This window comes from Streptomyces sp. RG80, from assembly GCF_040446465.1.
In the GTDB taxonomy this organism is placed as follows: domain Bacteria; phylum Actinomycetota; class Actinomycetes; order Streptomycetales; family Streptomycetaceae; genus Streptomyces.
In genome coordinates this window covers 145,887-168,656 of the sequence record NZ_JBEAAJ010000007.1, presented here as the reverse complement: position 1 = coordinate 168,656, position 22,770 = coordinate 145,887, and the positions used below count along the sequence as shown (strand labels likewise).

20 protein-coding genes are annotated in these 22,770 nt (G+C 71.2%); 10 read left to right on the top strand and 10 right to left on the bottom strand.

Translation table 11 applies throughout. The features are described from left to right. The first annotated feature begins 40 nt into the window (after positions 1-40). The 4 genes from ABKA17_RS24545 to ABKA17_RS24530 all read left to right on the top strand — a co-directional run bounded on the left by ABKA17_RS24545 (position 41) and on the right by ABKA17_RS24530 (position 3,062). Positions 41-1,468 carry an FGGY family carbohydrate kinase gene (locus ABKA17_RS24545; RefSeq protein ID WP_353694371.1) on the top strand — a complete coding sequence of 476 codons (1,428 nt, stop codon included), beginning with the start codon at positions 41-43 and terminating at the stop codon, positions 1,466-1,468. A 21-nt stretch (positions 1,469-1,489) separates the two neighbouring features. Next, on the top strand, positions 1,490-2,518 hold the full coding sequence (locus ABKA17_RS24540) for a glycerophosphodiester phosphodiesterase family protein (RefSeq protein ID WP_353694370.1): 1,029 nt from the start codon (positions 1,490-1,492) through the stop codon (positions 2,516-2,518). After that, entirely contained in the window at positions 2,518-2,748 is a 231-nt protein-coding gene (locus ABKA17_RS24535; protein ID WP_353694369.1) for a hypothetical protein, read from the top strand. The genes ABKA17_RS24540 and ABKA17_RS24535 overlap by 1 nt, the downstream gene beginning before the upstream one ends. Before the next feature lie 92 nt (positions 2,749-2,840). Beyond that, complete coding sequence (locus ABKA17_RS24530) at positions 2,841-3,062, top strand: hypothetical protein (RefSeq protein ID WP_353694368.1); 222 nt, start codon at positions 2,841-2,843, stop codon at positions 3,060-3,062. 9 nt (positions 3,063-3,071) lie between these two features. Here ABKA17_RS24530 and ABKA17_RS24525 read toward each other — a convergent pair whose 3' ends face one another. After that, entirely contained in the window at positions 3,072-3,728 is a 657-nt protein-coding gene (locus tag ABKA17_RS24525) for a mycothiol-dependent nitroreductase Rv2466c family protein (RefSeq protein WP_353694367.1), read from the bottom strand. Between the two features lie 179 nt (positions 3,729-3,907). Here ABKA17_RS24525 and pepN point away from each other — a divergent pair, with 179 nt between their 5' ends. Next, positions 3,908-6,490: an aminopeptidase N gene (gene pepN, locus ABKA17_RS24520; protein WP_353694366.1), complete on the top strand. Its 2,583-nt coding sequence runs from the start codon at positions 3,908-3,910 to the stop codon at positions 6,488-6,490. 224 nt (positions 6,491-6,714) lie between these two features. Then, positions 6,715-7,761 carry a hypothetical protein gene (locus tag ABKA17_RS24515; RefSeq protein ID WP_353694365.1) on the top strand — a complete coding sequence of 349 codons (1,047 nt, stop codon included), beginning with the start codon at positions 6,715-6,717 and terminating at the stop codon, positions 7,759-7,761. Between the two features lie 69 nt (positions 7,762-7,830). On the opposite strand, the gene ABKA17_RS24510 is transcribed toward ABKA17_RS24515, so the two are convergent. The 6 genes from ABKA17_RS24510 to ABKA17_RS24485 all read right to left on the bottom strand — a co-directional run bounded on the left by ABKA17_RS24510 (position 7,831) and on the right by ABKA17_RS24485 (position 13,427). Further along, positions 7,831-8,295 (bottom strand): hypothetical protein, encoded by a 465-nt coding sequence (locus ABKA17_RS24510; protein WP_353694364.1) that lies wholly within the window; start codon positions 8,293-8,295, stop codon positions 7,831-7,833. 82 nt (positions 8,296-8,377) lie between these two features. Beyond that, the gene (locus ABKA17_RS24505; RefSeq protein WP_353694363.1) at positions 8,378-9,517 is read right to left on the bottom strand and encodes a serine hydrolase domain-containing protein; all 1,140 of its coding nucleotides are present in this window, start codon (positions 9,515-9,517) and stop codon (positions 8,378-8,380) included. 95 nt (positions 9,518-9,612) lie between these two features. Next, a complete protein-coding gene (locus ABKA17_RS24500; RefSeq protein ID WP_353694362.1) occupies positions 9,613-11,361 on the bottom strand; it encodes a TIGR03767 family metallophosphoesterase in 1,749 nt (582 codons plus the stop codon). Between the two features lie 267 nt (positions 11,362-11,628). Beyond that, positions 11,629-12,087, bottom strand: coding sequence for an NUDIX hydrolase (locus tag ABKA17_RS24495; protein WP_353694361.1), 459 nt, complete (start codon positions 12,085-12,087; stop codon positions 11,629-11,631). Between the two features lie 9 nt (positions 12,088-12,096). Further along, positions 12,097-12,981, bottom strand: a complete 885-nt coding sequence (locus ABKA17_RS24490; RefSeq protein WP_353694360.1) for a pyridoxamine 5'-phosphate oxidase family protein — start codon at positions 12,979-12,981, stop codon at positions 12,097-12,099. Between the two features lie 2 nt (positions 12,982-12,983). Beyond that, the gene (locus ABKA17_RS24485; protein WP_353694359.1) at positions 12,984-13,427 is read right to left on the bottom strand and encodes a VOC family protein; all 444 of its coding nucleotides are present in this window, start codon (positions 13,425-13,427) and stop codon (positions 12,984-12,986) included. Between the two features lie 135 nt (positions 13,428-13,562). On the opposite strand from ABKA17_RS24485, the gene ABKA17_RS24480 reads away from it, so the two are divergent. Both ABKA17_RS24480 and ABKA17_RS24475 read left to right on the top strand, forming a co-directional pair. After that, positions 13,563-14,090 (top strand): CGNR zinc finger domain-containing protein, encoded by a 528-nt coding sequence (locus ABKA17_RS24480; protein WP_353694358.1) that lies wholly within the window; start codon positions 13,563-13,565, stop codon positions 14,088-14,090. A 240-nt stretch (positions 14,091-14,330) separates the two neighbouring features. Continuing rightward, positions 14,331-17,630 carry a S8 family serine peptidase gene (locus ABKA17_RS24475; RefSeq protein WP_353694357.1) on the top strand — a complete coding sequence of 1,100 codons (3,300 nt, stop codon included), beginning with the start codon at positions 14,331-14,333 and terminating at the stop codon, positions 17,628-17,630. Between the two features lie 69 nt (positions 17,631-17,699). Here ABKA17_RS24475 and ABKA17_RS24470 read toward each other — a convergent pair whose 3' ends face one another. Further along, complete coding sequence (locus ABKA17_RS24470; protein WP_353694356.1) at positions 17,700-18,434, bottom strand: hypothetical protein; 735 nt, start codon at positions 18,432-18,434, stop codon at positions 17,700-17,702. A 1-nt stretch (position 18,435) separates the two neighbouring features. Next, positions 18,436-18,966, bottom strand: a complete 531-nt coding sequence (locus ABKA17_RS24465; protein WP_353694355.1) for a sigma-70 family RNA polymerase sigma factor — start codon at positions 18,964-18,966, stop codon at positions 18,436-18,438. Between the two features lie 112 nt (positions 18,967-19,078). On the opposite strand from ABKA17_RS24465, the gene ABKA17_RS24460 reads away from it, so the two are divergent. Both ABKA17_RS24460 and ABKA17_RS24455 read left to right on the top strand, forming a co-directional pair. Beyond that, on the top strand, positions 19,079-21,157 hold the full coding sequence (locus ABKA17_RS24460; protein WP_353694354.1) for a TerD family protein: 2,079 nt from the start codon (positions 19,079-19,081) through the stop codon (positions 21,155-21,157). A 106-nt stretch (positions 21,158-21,263) separates the two neighbouring features. After that, a complete protein-coding gene (locus tag ABKA17_RS24455) occupies positions 21,264-22,280 on the top strand; it encodes an aspartate-semialdehyde dehydrogenase (protein WP_353694353.1) in 1,017 nt (338 codons plus the stop codon). Here ABKA17_RS24455 and ABKA17_RS24450 read toward each other — a convergent pair. Then, positions 22,277-22,750 (bottom strand): DUF1203 domain-containing protein, encoded by a 474-nt coding sequence (locus ABKA17_RS24450; RefSeq protein ID WP_353694352.1) that lies wholly within the window; start codon positions 22,748-22,750, stop codon positions 22,277-22,279. The genes ABKA17_RS24455 and ABKA17_RS24450 overlap by 4 nt on opposite strands. Positions 22,751-22,770 lie beyond the last annotated feature (20 nt).

The window sequence follows — 22,770 nt, the reverse complement described above, 5'->3', positions numbered from 1 at the left end:
CCCCACCCCACCCGCCCCACGGAGCCGAAGGAGCCACGCCATGTACATCGGCATCGACGTAGGCACGTCCACGGTCAAGGCCGCCGCCTTCGACGCCGGCGGACGTGAACTGGCCGTCGCCGCACGCCCGGTGGGCCTCGCGATGCACGGCGGGTTCGTCGAGCAGGACATGGACGAGGTGTACGGGGCGGTCGTCGCCGTCCTGGAGGAGGTGACCGCGGGCCGGACCGAGCCGGTCGAGTTCGCCGGGCTGACCGGGCAGGGCGACGGGGTGTGGCTGGTGGACACGGCGGGCCGTCCGGTGCGGTCGGCGGCGTCCTGGATGGACGGGCGGGCCCATGAACTCGTCGACCGGTGGCTGGCGGACGGCACGTTCGAGACCGTCTTCCGCCGTACCGGCGGCGCGATGTTCCCGGGCAGCCCCGGCCCCCTGCTGGCCTGGCTGGACAGCCACGACCCGAAGTCCCTGGACGCCGCGTCGGCGGCCGTCTGCTGCAAGGACATGGTGTTCCAGCGGCTGACGGGCGCGGCACGGGCGACGACGGACGTGTCGGACGCGTCGATGCCGTTCCTCGACCCGCTGACCCGGTCGTACGACAACCGGGTCGTGGAGCTGCTCGGCCTCACCCACCGCCGGGGGCTGCTGGCGCCGGTCAGCGACCCGGTCGCCACGGGCGAGACCCGGGGCGAGGGCCTCCCGGCGGGCATCCGTATCGCGGGCGGCCCCTACGACCTGCCCGCCTGCGCGCTCGGCGCCGGCGTCACCGCCCCCGGCGACGGCCTGCTCATCGTCGGCACCTGTCTGGCCGCCCTGGTCGCCACCGACCAGGTCGCCCTGACCGGCGAGCCGGCCGGCCTGTACATCTCCACGGACCGCCGGGGCCACTGGCTGCGCGCGCTGCCGGCGATGGTGGGGACGGCGGCCCTGGACTGGGTGCTGTCGACGACGGGCGTGGCCCACGACGAGGTCGACCCACTCCTGTCGCGGACACCGCCCGGCGCGAACGGCGTCCGCGTCCTGCCCTACTTCGCCCCCTCCGGCGAGCGCGCCCCCTTCGTCGAACCCCGGCTGCGGGCCGAACTCACCGATGTCTCCCTGGAGTCCACCCGGGCCGACCTGATCCGCGCGACCTGCGAGGGCATCGGCTATGCGGCGCGGCACTGTCTGGAAGCGGCGGGCCTCACCGGCACCCTGGCCGTCTGCGGCGGCGGAACGCGCAGTACGGCGTGGATGCGGCTGCTGGCCGACGTACTGGGCAGGCCGTTGCGGGTCGTCGAGGGCGAGGTCGGCGCCCGGGGCGCGGTGCTGGCGGCGGCGGAGCGGTTCGGGGTGGCGCTGGACACCTCGGCGTGGACGGAACCGACGGCGGTCGTCGAGCCGGACGCGGCCCGGGCGGCGTACTACGCGAAGGGCTACGAGGAGCATCTCGGCCGGTTGTCGCAGGCACGGACCCGAGCACGTGACTGATCGCCCGCGAAAGGGAGTCGCATGTCCCGCATAAGACGTCGAGCCCTGCTGCTCGCGGCCGCCGCCACCCCGGTGGCCGCGACCGTACCGGCCGAAGCCGCCCCGCGCGGCGGGCCGTTGGTCATCGGCCACCGGGGTGCGGCGGGCTGGCGCCCGGAACACACCGCCTCCGCCTACACCTACGGCGTCCAGACCGGCGCCGACTGGATCGAACCGGACCTGGTCCCGACGAAGGACCACGTCCTGGTGGTCCGGCACGAGAACGAGATCTCGCAGACGACGGACGTGGCCGCGCACCCGGAGTTCGCGGACCGCCGTACGACGAGGACGGTGGACGGCCGTTCCGTGACCGGGTGGTTCACCGAGGACTTCACCCTCGCCGAGCTCAAGACGCTCCGCGCGGTCGAGCGCCTCCCCCTCGTCCGCAACCGCAACACGGTCTTCGACGGCCGGGACGAGATCCTCACGTTCCAGGAGGTGGTGGAGCTGGCGCGGAGGCTGTCGAAGCGGTACGGGCGGACGGTCGCCGTCTTCCCGGAGACGAAGCACCCGACGTACTTCCGGGGAATCGGCCTGGAGTTGGAGCCGAAACTGGCGTCCGCCATCCGCCGCAACCGCCTCACGGCCCGCGAGTGTGTCGTCCAGTCCTTCGAGCCGACGAGCCTGCGGCGGATGACGGGACTCGGCGTTCCGCTGTGGCAGGCGCTGGGGACGACGGGCGGGCCGTACGACCTGCCCGGCACCACCTACCGGGACATGATGACGCCGACGGGCCTGGCGGAGATCGCGTCCTACGCCGACTGGATCGGCCCGGACAAGTCCTCGCTCCTCGGCACGTCCGTCCTCGCGGACGCCCACGCGGCGGGCCTGCGCGTGGGGCCGTACACCTTCCGCGCGGAGAACCAGTTCCTGCCGGCGGACTTCCGGCGCGGGAGCGGAGCGACCGATTTCGGGGACGCGTTCGCCGAGTACGCGCTGTACTACGGGCTGGGAGTCGACGCCGTCGTGACGGACTTCCCGGATCTGGCGGTGATCGCGAGGAGGGGCTGATGGGGACACGGAAACTGGCCTGCCCGACCTGCGGGACCATGGAGGACTTCCGGCTCCTCACCGACGCCGAGAAGACGGCGGTGCGCGAGGACAAGGGTGCGCAGTACCGGGTGGACAACCTGTGGCGCTGCACCGCCGAGGGCTGTCTGTCCTACTACCGCCACCTCAACAAGAACGACGGCGGCCGCCTCCCCGAGAAGTTCCGCGAGGAGAAGGCCAAGGGCACGTAACGCCCAAAAGCCGCCCCGGATGGACGGATTCCGGGCTCACACCGAGCGGAGCGGCAGGCCTACGCTCCCCCTCGACGGAGGGGGAGGTCCGCATGTCCGACTACATCCACTGCCCCAGTTGCCCCAAGGGCAAGGCGTACTCGTTCCGCAAGGTCGACAAGGCCGAGGAGAAGTACATCGCGACCGTCCGCCCGGCGAAGGACGCCCCCGGCTACTTCCGGTGCCAGGGCGAGACGGCCGCCGGGCAGTGTCTGTGGGTGCAGCCCCGCTGGAACCAGGGGAAGGGTTTCCGCCTTCCCCCGCAGTTCAGCTGAGCGGGCCGGTCAGAGGTTGCTGAAGTCGGGGCCCTTGGTTCGGGTGCGCTTGATCTCGTAGAAGCCGGGGACCGAGGCGACCGCCAGTGTGCCGTCCCAGAGGCGGGCCGCCTCCTCGCCCTTGGGGGCGGGGGTGACGACGGGGCCGAAGAAGGCGATCTGCTCGCCGTCGGGGCCGGGGACGGCGATGACCGGGGTGCCGACGTCCTGGCCGACCTTGTCGATGCCCTCCTTGTGGGAGGCGCGCAGCTCGGCGTCGAACTCGAAGTCCTTCTGGTCGAAGTACTCGATCAGGTCGGCGGGCAGGCCGACGTCCGCCAGGGCGCCTTCGACGGCCTCGCGCGTGGGGCCCTGGCCCTCGTTGTGGAAACGGGTGCCGAGTGCGGTGTACAGCGGGCCGAGGATGTCGGAGCCGTGCTTCTGCCAGGCCGCGGTGACCACCCGGATCGGCTGCCAGGCCTTGGTCTCCAGGAGCTCGCGGTACTCGTCGGGCAGCTCGTCGAGCTTCGGCTCGTTGAGGACGGCCAGGCTCATGATGTGCCAGCGCACCTCGATGTCCCGGACCTTCTCCACTTCGAGGACCCAGCGGGAGGTCATCCAGGCCCAGGGGCACAGCGGGTCGAACCAGAAGTCGACGGGCGTCTTGGTGGAGTCGGTCTCGGACATGCGTCTCCTAAGGAAAGTGTTCGATTGAAAGAGGGAACACCGACCGCGCCCCGCGTCATTCCCCGCAGCCGCCCGTCGTTCCCCGAAGCCGGCCGTCATTCCCTGCTGCCGCCCGTCAGGGGCACATGGCAGGATCGGTGCTGTCCACATACCGAACACCCCCCGAGGGAGTGCCGCCCGTGCCCGGTGAGAATCTGTCCAGCGACGAGGCCCGGGAGCGGGCCGCCCTGCTGTCCGTCGACGGGTACGACGTGTCTCTCGACATCCGCTCGGCCGTCGGCTCCCCCGGCGACGGCGACGAGGGCCCGCGCACGTTCCGGTCGGTCACCACGATCCGCTTCCGCTGCGCCGAGCCCGGCGCGTCGAGCTTCGCCGACCTGATCGCGCCGAGTGTGACGGCCGTCTCACTCAACGGCAAGGATCTCGACCCCAGCGAGGTCTTCGACGGCTCCCGGATCGCCCTGGAAGACCTGGCCGCCGACAACGAGCTGGTCGTCGACGCCCAGTGCGCCTACTCCCGCACCGGCGAGGGCCTGCACCGCTTCGTGGACCCGGAGGACGGCGAGGTCTACCTCTACACGCAGTACGAGCCGGCCGACTCCCGCCGGGTCTTCGCCAACTTCGAGCAGCCGGACCTCAAGGCTCCCTTCCGCTTCGAGGTGCGCGCGCCCGAGGAGTGGGTGGTCTGGAGCAACGGCGCCGGGGAGCGGTCCGACGGGGTGTGGCGGTTCGCGGAGACCAAGCCGATCTCGACGTACATCACCTGTGTCGTGGCGGGCCCCTACCACTACGTGACGGACTCCTACTCCCGCGACCTGGACGACGGTACGACGCTGGAGATCCCCCTCGGCGCCCTGTGCCGCAAGGGTCTGGCCAAGCACTTCGACGCCGACGACGTCTTCCTGATCACCAAGCAGGGCCTGGACTTCTTCCACGACCACTTCGACTACCCGTACCCCTTCGGGAAGTACGACCAGGCGTTCGTGCCCGAGTACAACCTCGGCGCGATGGAGAACCCGGGCCTGGTGACCTTCCGCGAGGAGTACATCTTCCGCGGCAAGGTGACCCGGGCGTCCTACGAGGCGCGGGCCAACGTCATCCTCCACGAGATGGCCCACATGTGGTTCGGCGACCTCGTCACCATGGTCTGGTGGGACGACCTGTGGCTGAAGGAGTCCTTCGCGGACTTCATGGGCACGTTCGCCAACGTCGGCGCGACCCGCTTCGAGGACGCCTGGATCACCTTCGCCAACCGCCGCAAGGCCTGGGCGTACCGCGCCGACCAGCTGCCCTCCACGCACCCGATCACCGCCGACATCCGCGACCTCCAGGACGCCAAGCTCAACTTCGACGGCATCACCTACGCCAAGGGCGCCTCCGTACTGAAGCAACTCGTCGCCTACGTCGGTCAGGACGCGTTCCTGGAGGGCGCGCGGCGCTACTTCAAGCGGAACGCGTACGGCAACACGCGCCTCGGCGACCTGCTGTCGGTCCTGGAGGAGACCAGTGGCCGGGACATGGCGGCCTGGTCGCGCTCCTGGCTCCAGACGGCGGGCGTGAACTCGCTGACCCCGCAGGTGCTGTTGAACCCCGAGGGCCTGGTGGACGAGCTCGCGGTGGTCCAGGAGGCCGCCGAGTCGCACCCCGAACTGCGCCCGCACCGGGTCGCGGTGGGCCTGTACCGCAAGGGCGCCGACGGGGCGGTCGAGCGGTACGCGCGCGTGGAGGTGGACGTCGAGGGTCCGCGGACGGTCGTACCGGAACTGGCGGGCGCGCAGGCGCCGGAGCTCGTGCTGGTCAACGACGACGACCTGACGTACTGCAAGACGCGGTTCGACACGGGCTCCCTGGAGGCCCTCAAGGGACATCTGGGGGACATCGGCGACCCGCTCGCGCGCGCCCTGTGCTGGTCCGCGCTGTGGAACATGACACGGGACGCGCTGCTGCCCGCCCGGGACTTCGTGGACCTGGTGCTGCGGTTCGCGGGCCGGGAGTCCGACATCGGCGTGCTCCAGATGCTGCACGCGTGGGCGAACTCCTCGCTGGTGAACTACGTGGCGCCCGAGTGGCGCGCGACCGGTGGGCGGCTGCTGGCCGAGGGCGCGCTGAAGGAGCTGCGGGCGGCGGAGCCGGGCAGTGAGCACCAGCTGGCGTGGGCGCGGTTCTTCGCGACGGTGGCCTCCGGCGAGGCGGACCTCCAGCTGCTCCAGGGTCTGCTGGCCGGCACGGCGAGGATCGACGGTCTGGAGGTGGACCAGGAGCTGCGCTGGGCGTTCCTGGAGCCGCTGGCCGCGCACGGGGTCGTCGACGAGGGCGTGCTCGCCGCCGAACTGGCCCGCGACGACACGGCGTCCGGCAAGCGCCACCAGGTCCGCTGTCTCGCGGCCCGACCGTCGGCGGCGGTGAAGGCACAGGCGTGGGCGCAGGTGGTGGAGTCGGACGCGCTGTCCAACGCGCTGGTGGGGGCCACGATCTCGGGCTGGGACCAGCCCTCGCAGCGGGAGTTGCTGGCGCCGTACGCGGCGAAGTACTTCGAGGCGATCGAGCGGGTGTGGACGGACCGGTCGATCCAGATCGGCATGGACGTGGTCGGCGGTCTGTTCCCGTCGTTGCAGCAGTCGCGGGCGACGGTGGAGGCGACGGACGCGTGGCTGTCGGCGCACGAGGACGCGGCACCCGCGCTGCGCCGGCTGGTCCTGGAGGCGCGGGACGACCTGACGCGGGCGTTGCGCGGACAGGAGTGCGACGGGGCGGCGGGCTGACCCCCGACCCCTCCTGAGCTCTACCCAAAGCTTGGGCAGCGGGTTGCCGTTACGAAGTTCAGTCAATCACGGCCGTAACCCCTGGTCCGCACCCGAACGGACCAGGGGTTTTCCGTCCCTACTCGGCACCCGAACACCCGTCCTTTAGTACTGCCTTGTCCGTATTTGTCGACGGGCGTGTAACAGCGGTTAATTGGCGGATCAACGGCGGGAACATCCGCTGCATGAACCACAACACCCCGGTCCCCCCGCTCTCCCCCCGCCCGGTCCGCCACCTCTCGGAGGTGCACCGCCGGGTGATGACGGCCGCGCAGTTGAGGTCGCACGGCGTCTCGTCGGCCGAGACGAACGAGCAGTGCCGCCCCGGCGGCCCCTGGCAGCAGCTCCTCCCGGGCGTGATCCTGCTCCACCCGGGCCCGCCCACCAGCGAGGAGCGGCTGCACGCGGTGCTGATGTACGCGGCGAAGGAGCGCCCGGCCGGGGTCCCGGCCCAGCCCGGAGCGGAGCAGCCGCACGCCCCGACGTACACCGAGGCGATGCTCACGGGCCTGGCGGCCCTGACCCTGCACGGCTTCACCTCGGCACCGCCTCTGCTGTCCCAGGACAAGCTGGACGTCCTGGTCCCCCGCCTGCGCCGGCTCCGCTCGACGGGCTGCGCCCGCATCGTCCGTACGACGTCCCTGCCGCAGCCCCAGCAGGTCACGGGGCTCCCGGTGGCGCCGGTACCGCGGGCGCTGGCGGACGCGGTCGCGGAACTGTCGGACGCGGGGGTGGTACGCCGGCTCCTGACGGAGGCGGTCCGGGGCGGCCACTGCGAACCGGCCTCGGTGGTCCGCGAGTTGAACACGGCCAAGCTGCTGAGCCGGCCGCACGTGGTGGACGCGGTGGACTCCCTGCTCGCGGAGGGCAGGGCGATCGCGGAGGACCGGCTGTACCGGATGGTGCGCGAGCACGGCCTCCCGGACCCGGTCTGGAACGTCGACCTGCGCCTGCCCGGCGGCCCCCACCTCGGCGGCCTGGACGCCTACTGGCCCGAGCAGGCGGTCGCGGTGGAGCTGGACACCCGCGCCCCCCGCCAGGACGAGGACGCCCTGTGGTCCGAGTACGCCCGCAAGCGCGAGCACCTGGAGCGCCTCGGCATCACGGTCGTGCACATCACCCCGAGGAAGCTCCGCGAGTCGACGGAACAGCAGGCGGCGGTGGTCCGCACGGCGCTGATGGCGTCGGGCGACCGCGAGCCGGCCGCGTATGTCGTGGTGCTGCCCCGGTAGTGACGGACCGGGGCGGGACCAGGGGGGAGAGGAGGGGCCGCCGATCGGAGGGGGATCGGCGGCCCCTCCTCACGCGTGGTGCCATCTCCTGTGCACCCACAGCCGCTCACCGGCCAGCTCGGTCCGCGCCCACAGCCCGGACAGCCGGCCCAGTCCCGTACCCAGCGGCAGCCGCGCACGTACGCGCGTCGGCCGCACGCCCCCGAACCGCCCGTACTCCAGCACGACGACACCCCGGTCGGTCGTCAGCACCACCCGCCGGCTGATGAACAAGGTGGCGAGGAAGGCCCCGGCGAGCGCCCCCAGCAGACTCCGGAGCAGATCGAAGAGGCCCGACCCGCCCCCCGAGGTGAGGGCGAAACGCGCCCCGACGAGCCCGCTCAGAAAGAAGGCGTTCTGCCACCAGGGATTGAGCCCGCCCTGCGCCAACACCACCCGTCGGATCTGCTCACCGGGCTCCAGGAACCCCTGCGACCGCCGAACGACCCGACCAGCCAGCCCCAACGCCACGATATGCCGCCTCGAAAATCCCATGAATCCCTGAATATCGAGCGGATCTTCGGCTTCGCACTGAAGCGTTGTCAATGACAGACCTGGCAAAGTCGGGCCCTCGGCTCTACCTGCCGCAGAACTCCGCCTCGATCACGGCCTCGCTGTCCCCCGACCAGTCCCCGTTGAAGTTGAAGGCGAGCGAGTGCCGGCCGTCCGCCGTGGTCACCGCCACCGAGTTCGAGCCGTGGATGCCGCCGTCGTGGCCCCAGACATGGACACCGCAGGACAGCTTGCGGTCGATGAGGCCGAGGCCGTAGCCGGCGTTCGGGTACTCCTCGGCCGTCACCGTGTTCTTCATCTCCTTGAGCTGCTCCGGCGGCAGCAGCCGGCCCTTCAGGAGCGCGGAGTAGAAGCGGTTCAGGTCGGGGGAGTCGGAGATCATCTCGCCCGCCGCGTAGGCCAGCGAGGGATTGAGCTTGGTGACGTCGTACGTCGGTCCCGTCGCCGTCTCGGCGAGCTTGGAGTAGGCGCGGCTGCTGGGCCGCGGGAGGGTGACCCGGGTGCCGGGGACGGACGTCGCGGTCATGCCGAGCGGCTTCAGGATCCGCCGGCCGACCTCCTCGCCGTACGGCCTGCCCGTGACCTTCTCGATCACCAGGCCCGCCAGGACGTAGTTGGTGTTGGAGTAGTTCCAGGACGTGCCCGGCGCGAAGTCCGGCTTGTGGGTCATCGCGACGGCCACCAGCTCCGCCGGCGCCTTCGTGTCGTAGCGGTGCTCGAGGAAGCCGTCCTTGAGGAAGTACGTGCGACCGAACTCCTCGTCGGCCGTGTAGTTGAAGATGCCGCTGGTGTGGTTGAGCAGCTGGCGCAGGGTGATCCGGCGGCCGTCGTGGCCGTTGCCCGTGACCAGTCCCGGCAGCCACTTCGCCACCTTGTCGTCCAGCGACAGCCGTCCCTCGGCCTCCAGTTGGAGCAGCACCGTCGACACGAAGGTCTTCGTGATGCTGCCGACCCGGTAGCGGTCGTGGGCCGAACGCGGCTGGCCCGTCCGGAGGTCGCCCACACCGGGGGTCGCCGACCAGGTGCCGTGCTTGTCCTTCGCGGTGGCGGTGACACCGGGGACGCCGTCCTTCACCGCCGCTTGAAGTGCCTGGCGGGTCGCGTCGTGGTCGCCTCCGGCGGGCGACGCGGCGAGCGCGGGTGCCGCCAGGGCCACCGACAGTGCTGCGGCGGTGGCGGCCACCACGGTCATCCGTACGGTCATGTCTCTCCCCTTCGAGCTCTGCGTCGAGCTTGGTCGCAGGAGGAGACACGTCCGTTGTCGCCGGAGTTGAGCGGTGTACGCCGGTTGAGCGGGTTTCAGCCCTTCTTCAGCACCAGCTCCGTGTTCCGGTCGCCCGCCGTGCCCGCGAGGTCCGTCCGGGCGCCGGGGGCGTTGTAGGACAGCTCGCGGTACAGGGCCGACAGGCCGGTCTGGGAGAGGTCGGCGAAGTCGGTGCGGTGCGGGGCCGAGGACTCGATGCAGGTGGTGAAGAGCGAGATCGTGCCGTCCTTGTTGTCCACCAGCTCGATGGCACGGGCGAGTTGGGGGTAGTCGACGTGCGAGGCGGTGGAGATCTCCCAGAAGGAACGGCCGTTGCCGACCGCGTGCGGGGTGATCTCGTTGCGGTGGATGTGGCCGTTCACCCAGGCCAGGACGTTGCGGTGGCGGCCGAGCAGGGTGACGACCTCCGCGCCGCTGTGCCGCCGCTCGCCGGGGCGGGCCGGGTCGGGGCGGGTGTTGTCCATCGACTTGCTGGTGTGGTGGCTGAAGACGACCGCGTAGGAGTCCTTGTTGTCCTTCAGCGTCCTGTCCAGCCACTTCAGCTGGGCGGTCCCGACGGACCCCTCGTAGTGGCCGCCCGCGTCGGTGGTGTCGAGGCTGATGCCGATGACGTCCTCGGCGATGCGGAAGGAGTAGTACTGGGTGCCCGCGTCGAGGTTGGCGGTGGAGTAGCCGTGGCCGACCGGACCGAGGCCGCGGTACGCCGGGTCCAGGTGGGCCTGTACGTACTCGCGCGGGGTGAACGGCGCCCGTGACTCGTCCGGCGTCACCGAGCGCATGTCGCGGGCGTGGGCCTTGAGCAGGTCGCGGAAGCCGACGCCGTGGGGGTCCTTGGCGTTCTTGATCGCGTCCTGGAGCTTCTTCGCCTCGGCGGCGGGCAGGCTCATGAGCTTCTTGCCGCCGACGGCGTACTCGGTGAGCCAGGAGTCGCCGTGCGAGGCGTAGCAGCCGAGCGGCATGGAGTCGTGGTTGCCGACCGTGGAGTACCAGGGCAGGTTCAGACCGGGGCTGTTCAGCTCGCGGATCGCCGCGGCGAGGAAGCCGTCGAGCTGCGGGAAGCCGCGCTGCTTGTCGGCGTCACGGACGGTGGTGTCGGGCTGCCAGTACTGCTTGAGACCGCTGTTCTGGACGCCTTCGTACTGCCGCGGGTCACCGGAGTTGGGGCTGATCCGGCCGCCGCTCATGACCTTCAGGAACCACTCCAGCTCGGACTTGGCGTTGTTGTCCGTGTTGTCGCCGGTGGTCATGGCGAAGTGCAGCGGGGTACCGGTCACCGGTCCGCCGCGCAGCGCGTTGACCCGCTCCACGAGCGCGATCGCCCCGTGCACGGTCAGCGCCTCCTGCGGCCGCCACGCGTGCACGTCGGTCGAGCGCAGGTACTCCAGCCGCAGCGGGTGCTGGGCGTCGATCAGATGCAGGTCGGTGAGCTGTACGAACGCGGCGAGGGCGGTACGCCGGCCCGCGCGCCCCGTCTTCGGCGCGGCGAGCTCACCGCGCACGACCCGGCTCCAGCCGGGACCGTCGCCGAGCCGCCGGAACCCGGAGGCGGTACGCGCGGCGGCGACGGAGGCGACGGTCGTGCCCCGGGTGTACGGGGCGAGGGGGGCGGCGGCCGGGGCCTGCCGGGACTGGGCGACGGGCGCCTCGGCGGCGGTGCCGGTGGCCGTGGTGGTGGCGGCCTGGCTGTCGGTGGGCCGCAGGGCGTAGCCGACGCCCGCGGAGACGGCGGCCGCGCCGGTGGCGGCGAGGACGGTACGGCGGTTGACAGAGCGTATGCGCGACATGGCGCGATCTCCCCGAGTGCGAACGCGTCGGCAGTGGTCGCGGGGAGCCCGTAGTCGCGAACAACCCGCTCACCTCGGATCGTTGGCACCGGGAATGACCTGCACATGAACGAGACGGCAACGCCCAACACCGATCACCGTACGTGGATCTTGGGCTACCTTCCGCGTCCTCGGCCGCTCCTCGAACGGCCGGGAGGCGGTCACTCCGTGTTCATCTTGCGGGGTAGGGGGAGGTCGGGTCGTGACCGGGGGCGACGGCCTGGCCGGCTACTCCTGGACCTGCGTCGCCCGTCCCGTCACCGGTCGTTCCCGCCACAGCTTCAGGCCCGCGTCGACCAGGCCCACCCGGTTCAGGTCGGGGATCGTGGTCAGGTCGTGCCAGGCGGCCATGTCCGTGGAGCCGCCGATCTCGGGGCGGAGTTCGCCGCCGGTGACGCGGGCCTCGTAGACGAGGCCGACGCCGTGGTGGTCGACGGTGCGGCCGAAGCGGCGGCGGGAGACGTGGCGGCGGGAGCGTACGCCCAGCAGGCCGGTGATCTCGATCGTGTAGCCCGTCTCCTCCGCCACCTCCCGATGGACCGTGTCGTAGGGGTCCTCGCCGTGCTCCATGCCGCCGCCCGGCAGGGTCCACTCCGGTCGGCCGTCGTCGTCGATCCAGCGGGCGAGGAGGAGTTGGTCGTCGCGGACACAAATGGCGTAGGCCGCCACCCTCAACTTCTTGCGCATAGGGGGAAGTTAGTCCGCCGGCTCCGGATTGGCCGGTGAGTATTCGGGCGCCGACCAGCGCAGCGGCACCGCCGAGGGGGTCTCCAGGGCCTCTGTCAGCCGGAAGCGCACCCGTCGTTCCGCCCCGTCGAACTCCGTCCTCGCCTCGCCCGTCAGCTGGAGCACCGTGCCCGTCGTCCAGTCCAGGAACAGCAGGCCCGCCCGGGGGTCCGCCGCGAGGTTGCCCAGGGTGAGGAACATGGAGTTGCCCGGATAGTCCCGCCAGCTCAGCTCGCGGGGTGAAGTCACCGTCACGAAGCCGGGGTTGCCGCCCCGGTGACTGGCGTCGGCGCCGGCGGGGTGGACGGTGGCCAGGAAGAAGGTGTCGGCCGATGTGATGAACTCGGCCTGGTCCGGGGTCAGTTCGGTCCCGCGTCGCGGGGTGCCGCTGCTCCGGGTGTCCAGCACGTCGTAGGACTCTCTCCTCTGGAGGTATTTCGGGCAGTTGGCGAAGACCTGCTCCGCCTCCACCGCGAAACCCCGTTCCGTCGGCCGGAGTCGGCCGTTCAGGCGCATGCGGCGGCGGGTGCGGGGGTCCAGGGCGATGGTGCCGACGGGCACGTCGGGGGTGGCGAGGGCGGTGGCGAGCGGGTCGGTTCGCGGGGTACGGGATGTCACCGACATCCGGTGGGGGCCGGTCGCGCGGACGAAGCCCGGCGGGCCGGTCAGCACCGACGCCCACACCCGGCCCGTCGCCGGGTCGCCGGCCCCGACCACCAGGAACGGCTGAAGTTCCAGGAAGGCCGCGGCGACCGGCTTGATGCCCTCGCCGATCGCCCGCCCCACATGGTCCGCGGCCCCCCGCACCCCGACCCGGTCCTGCACGGCCCGCGAACCCGCGTGATAGACGCCCATGGCTAGAAGAAGCCGCAGGTCGGCGCGGACTCGACCGGCGCCGGCGCGCCCTCGGCGCCGCTCGGCACGGAGATCTCCAGGCGCGTGCCGTCCGGGTCGTGGAAGAAGATGCCGCCCGACGCCGCGCCCTCGCGGTGGGCGACGACGCCCTCGTAGGCGAAGTCCACCCCGTACGTCCGCAGCGCCTCCTCGTACTGCCGCACCCGCTCGATCGAGTCCGCCTCGAAGGCGAGGTGGTGCAGGCCGGCCCGGTCGCTCTCGAAGGGGCTTCCCGCCTGCTGCCAGAGGGTCAGGACGAGGGCCGAGCCGTCCCCCAGGAACGCGTATCGCCGGCCCTCCTCCTTGCCCTCGCCGATCGTCGAGAAGCCCAGGACGTCCCGGTAGAAGGCGAGCGAGCGGTCGAGGTCGGTGACGTTCAGGCCGATGTGGCCGGTGCGCAAGGTCATGGCTGTCCCCTTCAGCAGATCCATGTCGGATCCCTCTCTTGAATCTAACCTCTTGAAACGAGATTAAGGGTTAGAGGCGTCCGATGCAACCGGTCACGTACCCTTGAGCGGTTAGCACGGAAGGGAGCCCCCCACATGACCGCCGATCCCCGTCCCCTCACCGGCGAGCCCCTCGCGCTCGACCTGCTCAACACGCGGTGGATGCGGGAAGGGGCCGTGCAGGACCTCCTGAAGGACACCGGCGGACTTGCCGTATGGCTGCGGGCGAACGGGCTCGACGGGCGGTTCGCCGCCGACACGCCCACGCTGCGGCACGCGCTCCAGGCCCGGGACGCACTGCACAAGGCCGTCCACGAAGGCGCCACGGCGCCGGTCGACGCGGTCCTCGGACACGGGCGGATCCGGGCCACCCTCACCGCCGAGGGGCCGGGCGAGGCACCCGAGTTCCACGACCCCGCCTGGGGTCCCGCGTGGCTCGCCGCCCGCGACTACCTGGAGCTCCTCGGCACCGCGCCCGACCGGATCCGCACCTGCGCCCACGAGGCGTGCATCCTGCACTTCTTCGACACCTCGCGGAACGGCACCCGCCGCTGGTGCTCGATGGCGGCGTGCGGGAACCGGGCGAAGGCGTCGCGGCACTACGCGCGTACCAAGGAAAGTTGAGGGCTGTACCAGAGAAACCTGAGAGCCGCTCGGCCGACTTGCCCGGTTTTGTCGCTCAACTCCCTAAAAGGGATCGCGGGTTTTCCCCATCCGCCCATATCGATTCGGTCAACTCTCCCTAAACATCCTTCCCATGCGTAAAGCTGTGCGATCGTCCGGGGTCGCATTTCCGGACCTTCGCGGTCAGGACCGATCGGCCCCGGCCGCTACCGCACGTTCCTTTACCTACAAGGGATGCCGATGACCCTCACCCCCCAGCGCGAACCGATATCGGGCGGCGCCAGACGCGTGGCGCGGATAGCCGTGGCCGCCGGTCTCGTGGCCGCGCTCTCCGCGGCCGGGCCGATACCCATGGCCTTCTCGGCCGACGCCGAGACACCCGCCGCGGCCGATCCCGGCGTCAAGTCCGCCCACGACAAGCTGGGTTCGGACGACGCGGACCTGCTCGCCGAGGCGAAGGCCGAAGGCGACAAGAACGTCACGCTGATGGTCGCCACCGCCCCCGGCAAGACCGAGCAGGTCGCCGAGGAGCTGGACGCGGTCAAGGGCGGCTACGTCGGCCGGACGTACGACAAGCTCGGTTACGTCCGCGCCACCGTCCCCACCGCCAAGGCGGACTCCGCCATCGCGGCCGCCGCGAAGCTCTCCTCCGTGCACGGCATCGACCTGCGCCAGGAGATCGCGCTCGACGACCCGACGCCGGCCGCGGACACCGCGAAGAGCGCCGCCGCCGCCGCGAGCGCCAAGACCTACCCGGCGCCGGGCAAGAAGACCCCCGCCGAGAACCCGTACAACCCCTCCTTCGAGACGGGCGCCGTCGACTTCGTCGAGGACCACCCGAAGGCGGACGGCCGCGGTGTCACCATCGGCGTCCTGGACTCGGGTGTGGACCTCAGCCACCCGGCGCTCCAGAAGACCACCACCGGTGAGCGCAAGATCGTCGACTGGGTCACCTCGACCGACCCGGTCAACGACCAGGACGCCACCTGGCGGCGGATGAACAACCCGGTCTCCGGCCCGACCTTCACCATCGCGGGCGCGACCTGGACGGCGCCCGCGGGCTCCTACCAGTTCAACCTCTTCCGCGAGTCGTCCACCGCCGGCGGCGACGCCAAGGGTGACGCGAACCGCGACGGCGACACCACCGACGTCTGGGGCGTGCTGTACGACGCGGCCGCCGGGACCGTCCGGGTCGACCTGAACAACAACAACGACTTCGGCGACGACGCCGCGATGAAGCCGTACAAGGACGGCTTCCAGATCGGCTGGTTCGGTACCGACAACCCGGCCACCGACGTCGCCGAGCGCCAGCCGTTCGTCGTCGAGATCCGCAAGAACGTCGTCTACGACGGCGCGGGCCACACGTCGGACTACGTCAACATCGGCGTCATCGAGTCCGAGCACGGCACCCACGTCGCCGGCATCACCGCCGCCAACGGTCTGTTCGGCGGCAGGATGAACGGCGCGGCCCCGGGCGCGAAGGTCGTCTCGTCCCGTGCCTGCACCTGGACCGGCGGCTGCACCAACGTCGCGCTCACCGAGGGCATGATCGACCTCGTCGCCAACCGTGGCGTCGACATCGTCAACATGTCCATCGGCGGCCTCCCGGCGCTGAACGACGGCAACAACGCGCGCGCCGAGCTCTACACGCGCCTCATCGACACCTACGGCGTCCAGCTGGTCATCTCGGCCGGCAACTCGGGCCCGGGTGCCAACACCATCGGCGACCCCGGTCTGGCCGACAAGGTGATCTCCGTCGGCGCCTCGATCTCCAAGGAGACGTGGGCGGCCAACTACGGCTCGGCCGTGTCGAAGTCGTACGCGATGATGCCGTTCTCGTCCCGCGGTCCGCGTGAGGACGGCGGCTTCACGCCGACCCTCGTCGCCCCGGGTGCCGCGGTCAACACGATCCAGACCTGGCTGCCGGGCGCCCCGATCGCCGAGGCCGGCTACGCGCTGCCGGCCGGCTACGGCATGCTCCAGGGCACCTCGATGGCCTCCCCGCAGGCCGCCGGCGCCTCGGCGCTGCTGCTGTCCGCCGCCAAGGCGAAGGGCATCGCGCTCACCCCGCTGACCCTGCGCACCGCGCTGACCTCCACCGCCGACCACATCAAGGGTGTGCAGGCGTACGAGGAGGGTGCCGGCCTCATCAACATCGAGGACGCCTGGGACTCGATCAAGGACGGCGCGACCGCCCACGACTACACCGTCAAGGCGCCGGTCGACACCGCGATCGACCAGTTCCTGAAGACGCCGGGCTTCGGCACCGGCATCTACGACCGTGAGGGCGGCCTGAAGGCCGGCGTCAAGAAGTCGTACGAGGTCACCATCACCCGTACGTCCGGCGCCGACAAGGCCATCCGTCACGAGCTGGACCTCGAGAACAACGCCGCCGGCACCTTCTCCATCGTCGGCAAGCACGAGATCAAGCTGGAGCTCAACAAGCCGGTCACCGTCAAGATCGCCGCGAAGTCGCCGACCGCCGGTCTCAAGAGCGCGATCCTCGAGGTCGACGACCCGCGCACCGAGGGCGTCGACAAGCAGATCCTGAACACGGTCGTGGTCTCGGCGCCGGTGAAGTACACGTACTCGGCGTCCAACACCGTGCAGCGCAACAGCACGCAGTCCTACTTCGTCACCGTCCCCGAGGGCGCCAAGTCCCTCGAGGTCGCGATCGGCGGGCTGAAGGGCAAGAGCCAGACCCGGTTCATCGCCATCCACCCGTACGGCGTCCCGGTCGACACCACCAGCACGCCGAACTGCTACAACAACTACCTCGACGGCAACGGCTGCCGGCCCGACGTGCGTTCGTACGCGGACCCGGTCGCGGGCGTCTGGGAGATCGAGGTCGAGTCGCGTCGTACGTCGCCGCTGCTCGACAACCCGTACAAGCTGAACGTCACCGCCCTCGGCGCCACCTTCGACCCGGAGGTCGTGACCGTTCCCGAGGCCAAGGTCGGCACCCCGGCCGCCGCCTCCTGGAAGGTGACGAACAAGCTCGCCGCGCTCGACGGCAAGCTCGTCGGCGGCCCGCTCGGCTCGGCCAAGTCGGCCCGTCCGACCATTGCCGAGGGTGACACCCAGGTCACCACGGTCGACGTGCCCGCGGGCGCCAAGTCCCTCGACGTGGCCATCGGCAACGTCTCCGACGCGGCCGCCGACCTCGACCTGGTCGTCCTCGCCCCCGACGGCAGCGAGGCCGGGACCTCCGCCGACGGCGACTCCGAGGAGTCCGTCTCGGTGGCCTCCCCGGCCGCCGGCACGTACACCATCCAGGTCATCGGCTACGCCATCCCGGCCGGCTCCACCGCGTACGACTACCAGGACGTGTTCTTCTCCGCCGCCCTGGGCGCCGTCACGGTCGACGACTCGGCCGCGGTGAAGCTGGGCACCGGCGACTCCACGAACGTCTCCGCGAACGTCACCGCCCTGGCGGCCGCTCCGGAGGGCCGTGAGTTCTTCGGTCAGGTCCAGCTGGTGAACGCCAAGGGCTCGGTCGCGGGCATCGGCAGCGTGAAGATCGAGAAGGTCACCCCGTAAGTCGGCGGTACGACCAGGAGGGGCGGGCGTCCATCGGGCGCCCGCCCCTTCGTCGTCCGGCCGTCCGGGTCAGCAGCCCAGCTCGCGCGACTCGGGCAACGAGGCCTGGACCCAGGCCCGTTCACGGGCGACCGCCTGGTCGCCGACCACCCAGTGGTCGGGGACCCCGCTGCCCTTCGGGACCCCGAACAGCACCCGGTCGCCCTCGGCCAGGCCGCGGACGAAGGTGTCCTCGACGACGTAGGTGAGCTGCTCCGGGCGCTGCTCGTCCTGCTTGTAGTAGCGGATCACGTCCACGGTGATCCTCAACTGCACGCCGTCCGCGAGGCGTTCGACCGAGGCGACGGTGCCCTCGGCGACCAGGCGGGTGCAGGCGAGGTAGTGCGGGCTGCCGAAGCGCGCGCCCGCCTGGGCGTCGGGCATGTCGGCGCTGCTGCCGGAGTCGCTGCCGGAGTCGCCGCCCTTGGAGCTCGTGATGTCGGCGCCACCCTCTGCCGCCAGCCAGCCCATTCCGGCGACCACGGTGGCCGCCGCGGCCACCGCGAGGCCGCCGAAGGCGAACTTGAGGGCGGCCCGGCGCCGGGCGGGGCGTGCGGCCCTGGTCTTCTGGGACCGGGCCGGGGCGGGGTCCGGAGCCGGTTCGGCGAGCGCCTCGCCGATGATGCCCAACTGCTCGCGCAGCAGCGCCACATCGGCGACGGCTTCGCGGTGCTCGGCGAGGAGGGCGGCGTCCGCCCCCTCGGGCAGGGGTTCGTCGGTGATCGCGGCCATCAGCGCGTCGAAGCCCTGGTGTTCGGCGGTCATGTCACACCACCTCGTCCTCGTGCAGACGGGCGCGCAGGGCGCGGACCGCCGTGTGCAGCCTGCTCTTGACCGTGCCCTCCGGGACGCCGAGTTCATGGGCGATGTCGCGCACCGGCAGGTCGGCGAAGAACCTCAGGACGAGGACCTGTCGCTGGGAGTCGGGCAGTTCGTCCAGTCCCTGGGCGACGGCGAGGGAGAGCACACTGGTGTCCTCGCCCGAGGGATGCTCCAACTGGCGCAGGGAGGCGAGGCGTTCGCCGATCCGCTCCTGGCGGCGCTTGGCGCGGTGCCAGTCCATGGCGAGGTTGGAGGCGACGACGGCCGCCCACGCGGAGACGTCCCGCGGTGCCTCGTACCCCTTCGCCGCCCGCTCCAGCAACCGCAGGCGGACCTGCTGCACCCCGTCCGGCAGGTCCGCCTGCGGTACACCGCCGAGCGCGAGCACGGCTCGCACCCGACGTTCCTGCGCCGCGTCCAGGGGATCGTCGACGACGTCCTCCCCCTGCCCGTGGCGGGCCTTTCTGCGCAGCACGGCTCCCCCTCTCCTCGCCGCGTTTCCTCTATGACGCCGGCTCGGGCGGAAACGTTCGGCCCGAACCACGGAATTCTTTCTTCACGTGATCTTCACTGACACCATGAGCCCCATGACGCACATCGCCAAGGGGGCCAACTGCCCTGTCCCCGCCGGTCTTCTGAGGGTCGCCGTCTGCCGCCGGAAGGTGCCGGGGACACCCGCCGTGGACGTCTCGGCGCTGCTCCTCGACGCGGCGGGCAAGGTGCGCGGCGACGCCGACCTCGTCTTCCACAACCAGCCGGCTCATCCGTCCGGAGCGGTCCGGCACCTCGGCACCGGCGACGGTGCGGACCAGCTCGCCGAGTGGCTGGAGCTGGATCTGCCCCGGGTGGAGCCGGCGGTGCAGCGGGTGCTGATCGCGGCGTCCTGCGACGACGGCACGTTCGGGGCGGTGCCCGGGCTCGCGGTGCAGACGGTCGCGCCGGACGGTGCGATCGTCGTGCACTACGACGTGACGGACGCCGGCGGCGAGACGGCCTTCGTGCTCGGGGAGTTCTACCGGCGAGGCGGGGAGTGGAAGTTCCGCGCGGTGGGACAGGGGTGGGACTCGGGGCTCGCGGGGCTGGCGACGGACTTCGGGATCGTGGTGGAGGCGCCCGCGCCACAGACGGCACCGCCGGCACCGCTGACACAGGCGCCACCGGCGGCACCGGTGCCGAACACCGGCGTCGCGAAGATGCCGGGGTCGCCCGCAGTCATACCGACGCCCACCCTGGCCCAGCCGCCCGCGCAGGCCCCCGGCTCCCTCGGCACCGACTTCACTCCCTACACCCGGAGCGGCCGCGGCAACGGCGTGGTCTCCGTGGACGTACCCCTGCCGCCGGGCCCGGTGCTGGTGGAGATCCGCGTCCAGGGCGACGAGTACCTCTGTGTGGAGACCCTCGACCACCGCAACAAGAAGGACGACCTCGTCTTCAACACCGACCTGCGCGACTTCCACGGCCGCGCCCTGGTCCAGCCCCCGCGCGACCGCCCGCTGCGGCTGAACGTCGACTACAGCGAGGGCTGGACGGTCACGGTGCTCCCGCTCTCGGCGGCCCGCCGGCTCGGCACCGACCGACTCACCGGACGCGGCGCCGACGTCGTCGCGTACACGGGCACCGCGGCCGATGTGAAGGTGAGGTTCGACGGCGGCGCGGACCGGCACGAGTACTTCCTGATGAACTGCCACGAGGCCCGGCACTTCGACGACCTCGACCGCCACGACATGCTCGTCAACGACACCGGCCGGATCAAGCAGACCGTCCCCGTGCCCGACGGCCCGCTCCTGCTCGTCATCGAGAACGCCGAGGGCGGCTGGGAGCTCACCGCCAAGCCGCTGCCCGTCCGCGACCCCGCGGCCGGTCGCACCACCGGCGCCTACCAGGGCCGTGGCGAGCAGACGGTCACCCTGCTGAACCCCCGCCCCGGCCGTCCGGCGCTGGTCCAGTACGACTTCCCGGGCGCCAAGGCCGACTACTCGCTCGAGGTGAAGCTCGTCGACGAGTACGGCGACGAGGACGACTGGCTCAACGGCCGCGACCGCGGCACCCGGGGCACGGCCGTGCTCTTCGCCGACGGCAGGGCGGAGCAGACCGTGCGGGTGCGGTGCGCGGGCGAGTGGACGCTGCTGCTGCGCCCCGAGGAGGAGGCCCCGCTGCTCACCGGTCCGACGGAGGGCAAGGGCAGCGCGGTCCTGCGCTACCAGGGGCCACCGACACTGATGACGGTGCAGCGGACCTCGCGCGGCGACGAGGAGCATCTGAGCGCCTGGTCCCTGAACCACCCGTACGGGAAGTCGGCCACCGTCGCCGACACCCTGGGGCGCCGCCGGCCCACCCTCGGGCCGGTCTGGGTCGACCCGGGCGGCACCTGCTTCCTCACGGTCCGTGCCGCCCAGGACACGAAGTGGCGCCTGGAGCCGGCCCCGATCACGGCGGCGCCCGTGCTCGGCGCCCGCACCCCGGGCGGCTGGTATGGAGTCGTACGTCACACCGGGCCCGAGGCGGAGCTGGTGGTCGTCGGGACGGCCATGATCCACGTCTTCGAACTCGACGAAAATCTGTTCCCGCACCGGAAACTCACCGCATCTTCCGGCCCGCACCGCGTTTCGGGCTCGATCCTCCATGTCCGCTCGCTCGGCGAGTGGACACTGGAACTGCGCCCCTGACACGCGTGCCGTCCCATCCCTCGGGCAAACGATTGGACACAACGGCCCGGGTGAGACGCATGATGGAAACGTCCAGGCCACGTAAACGCCACGCAAAGGAGTCACCGTGAGGGTCGGAATCGTCGGAGCCACCGGTCAGGTCGGCACGGTCATGCGCAGGATCCTCAAGGAGCGGTCCTTCCCGGTCACCGAGCTGCGCCTGTTCGCCTCGGCCCGCTCCGCGGGGTCGGTCCTGGACGGCGTGACGATCGAGGACGCTTCGACCGCGGACTACACGGGCCTGGACATCGTGCTGTTCTCGGCGGGCGGCTCGACCTCGAAGGCGCTGGCCGAGAAGGTCGCCTCGCAGGGCGCCGTGGTGATCGACAACTCCTCGGCCTGGCGCAAGGACCCCGAGGTCCCGCTGGTGGTCTCCGAGGTGAACCCGCACGCCATCGCGGACCGCCCCAAGGGCATCATCGCCAACCCGAACTGCACCACGATGGCCGCGATGCCGGTCCTGAAGGTCCTGGACGCCGAGGCGGGCCTCACGGCGCTGATCGCCACGACCTACCAGGCGGTGTCCGGCTCCGGCCTCGCGGGCGTGGCGGAGCTGCACGGCCAGGTCCAGAAGGTCGTCGCCGACGCCGAGAAGCTGACCCACGACGGCGAGGCGGTCGACTTCCCCGAGCCGCAGGTCTACAAGCGCCCCATCGCCTTCAACGTGCTGCCCTTCGCCGGCAACCTCGTCGAGGACGGCCTGAACGAGACCGACGAGGAGCAGAAGCTCCGCAACGAGTCCCGCAAGATCCTGGAGCTCCCCGAGCTGAAGGTCTCCGGCACCTGCGTCCGCGTCCCGGTCTTCTCCGGCCACTCCCTCCAGATCAACGCCCGTTTCGAGCGCCCGATCTCCCCGGAGCGCGCGACCGAGCTGCTGGCCGGTGCCCCGGGCGTCGCCCTCTCCGAGATCCCGACCCCGCTCCAGGCGGCCGGCAAGGACGCCTCGTACGTCGGCCGCATCCGCCGCGACGAGACCGTCGACAACGGCCTCGCCCTGTTCATCTCCAACGACAACCTCCGCAAGGGCGCGGCTCTGAACGCGGTGCAGATCGCGGAGCTGGTGGCGGCGGAGCTGAAGGGCTAGGCCCTTCTGACCTCGTAGTAGAAGCAGCCGTACTCGACGGCCCGGACGTGGACGAGCGCCACGGCCGGGTCGTCGAACGCGTGTTGGAAGGCATCCTCGTCGAGGGTCCCCACCAGTTCACCGCCCAGGATGTGCCCGTCGGCGGAGTACCGCCGGACGACCCGGTGCGCGTTGTCGAAGGCGTACCCCTCGCGCGCCTGCGGTCCCGCGCACTCCTCGGCGTGGATGAAGACGGGGCCCTGCTCGTCGTACGCCCCCGGCTCGGCCCCCGTTTCCGCGGCCCAGCGGCGCAGCGGGGCGTAGGAGACCAGGGCCAGCAGCTCCCCCGGGCGGCTGTGCCGCAGACAGCAGCGCAGCGGCGACCCGCCCTCCTCGTCGGTCACGGGAACCATCTGGCGTCCCGCGTCGTCAGCAGAACACAGCTCCTTCAGGACGGACGGGGGGATGGGCAGTGCGGTGTACGTAGTCATGGATCCCAGGCTGGCGCGGA

Bases quoted from the DNA above. Each gene is read 5' to 3' on its own strand.
- ABKA17_RS24545 (WP_353694371.1), top strand. From the start codon at position 41: ATGTACATCGGCATCGACGTAGGCACGTCCACGGTCAAGGCCGCCGCC.
- ABKA17_RS24540 (WP_353694370.1), top strand. From the start codon at position 1,490: ATGTCCCGCATAAGACGTCGAGCCCTGCTGCTCGCGGCCGCCGCCACC.
- ABKA17_RS24535 (WP_353694369.1), top strand. From the start codon at position 2,518: ATGGGGACACGGAAACTGGCCTGCCCGACCTGCGGGACCATGGAGGAC.
- ABKA17_RS24530 (WP_353694368.1), top strand. From the start codon at position 2,841: ATGTCCGACTACATCCACTGCCCCAGTTGCCCCAAGGGCAAGGCGTAC.
- ABKA17_RS24525 (WP_353694367.1), bottom strand. From the start codon at position 3,728: ATGTCCGAGACCGACTCCACCAAGACGCCCGTCGACTTCTGGTTCGAC.
- ABKA17_RS24515 (WP_353694365.1), top strand. From the start codon at position 6,715: ATGAACCACAACACCCCGGTCCCCCCGCTCTCCCCCCGCCCGGTCCGC.
- ABKA17_RS24510 (WP_353694364.1), bottom strand. From the start codon at position 8,295: ATGGGATTTTCGAGGCGGCATATCGTGGCGTTGGGGCTGGCTGGTCGG.
- ABKA17_RS24505 (WP_353694363.1), bottom strand. From the start codon at position 9,517: ATGACCGTACGGATGACCGTGGTGGCCGCCACCGCCGCAGCACTGTCG.
- ABKA17_RS24500 (WP_353694362.1), bottom strand. From the start codon at position 11,361: ATGTCGCGCATACGCTCTGTCAACCGCCGTACCGTCCTCGCCGCCACC.
- ABKA17_RS24495 (WP_353694361.1), bottom strand. From the start codon at position 12,087: ATGCGCAAGAAGTTGAGGGTGGCGGCCTACGCCATTTGTGTCCGCGAC.
- ABKA17_RS24490 (WP_353694360.1), bottom strand. From the start codon at position 12,981: ATGGGCGTCTATCACGCGGGTTCGCGGGCCGTGCAGGACCGGGTCGGG.
- ABKA17_RS24485 (WP_353694359.1), bottom strand. From the start codon at position 13,427: ATGACCTTGCGCACCGGCCACATCGGCCTGAACGTCACCGACCTCGAC.
- ABKA17_RS24480 (WP_353694358.1), top strand. From the start codon at position 13,563: ATGACCGCCGATCCCCGTCCCCTCACCGGCGAGCCCCTCGCGCTCGAC.
- ABKA17_RS24475 (WP_353694357.1), top strand. From the start codon at position 14,331: ATGACCCTCACCCCCCAGCGCGAACCGATATCGGGCGGCGCCAGACGC.
- ABKA17_RS24470 (WP_353694356.1), bottom strand. From the start codon at position 18,434: ATGACCGCCGAACACCAGGGCTTCGACGCGCTGATGGCCGCGATCACC.
- ABKA17_RS24460 (WP_353694354.1), top strand. From the start codon at position 19,079: ATGACGCACATCGCCAAGGGGGCCAACTGCCCTGTCCCCGCCGGTCTT.
- ABKA17_RS24450 (WP_353694352.1), bottom strand. From the start codon at position 22,750: ATGACTACGTACACCGCACTGCCCATCCCCCCGTCCGTCCTGAAGGAG.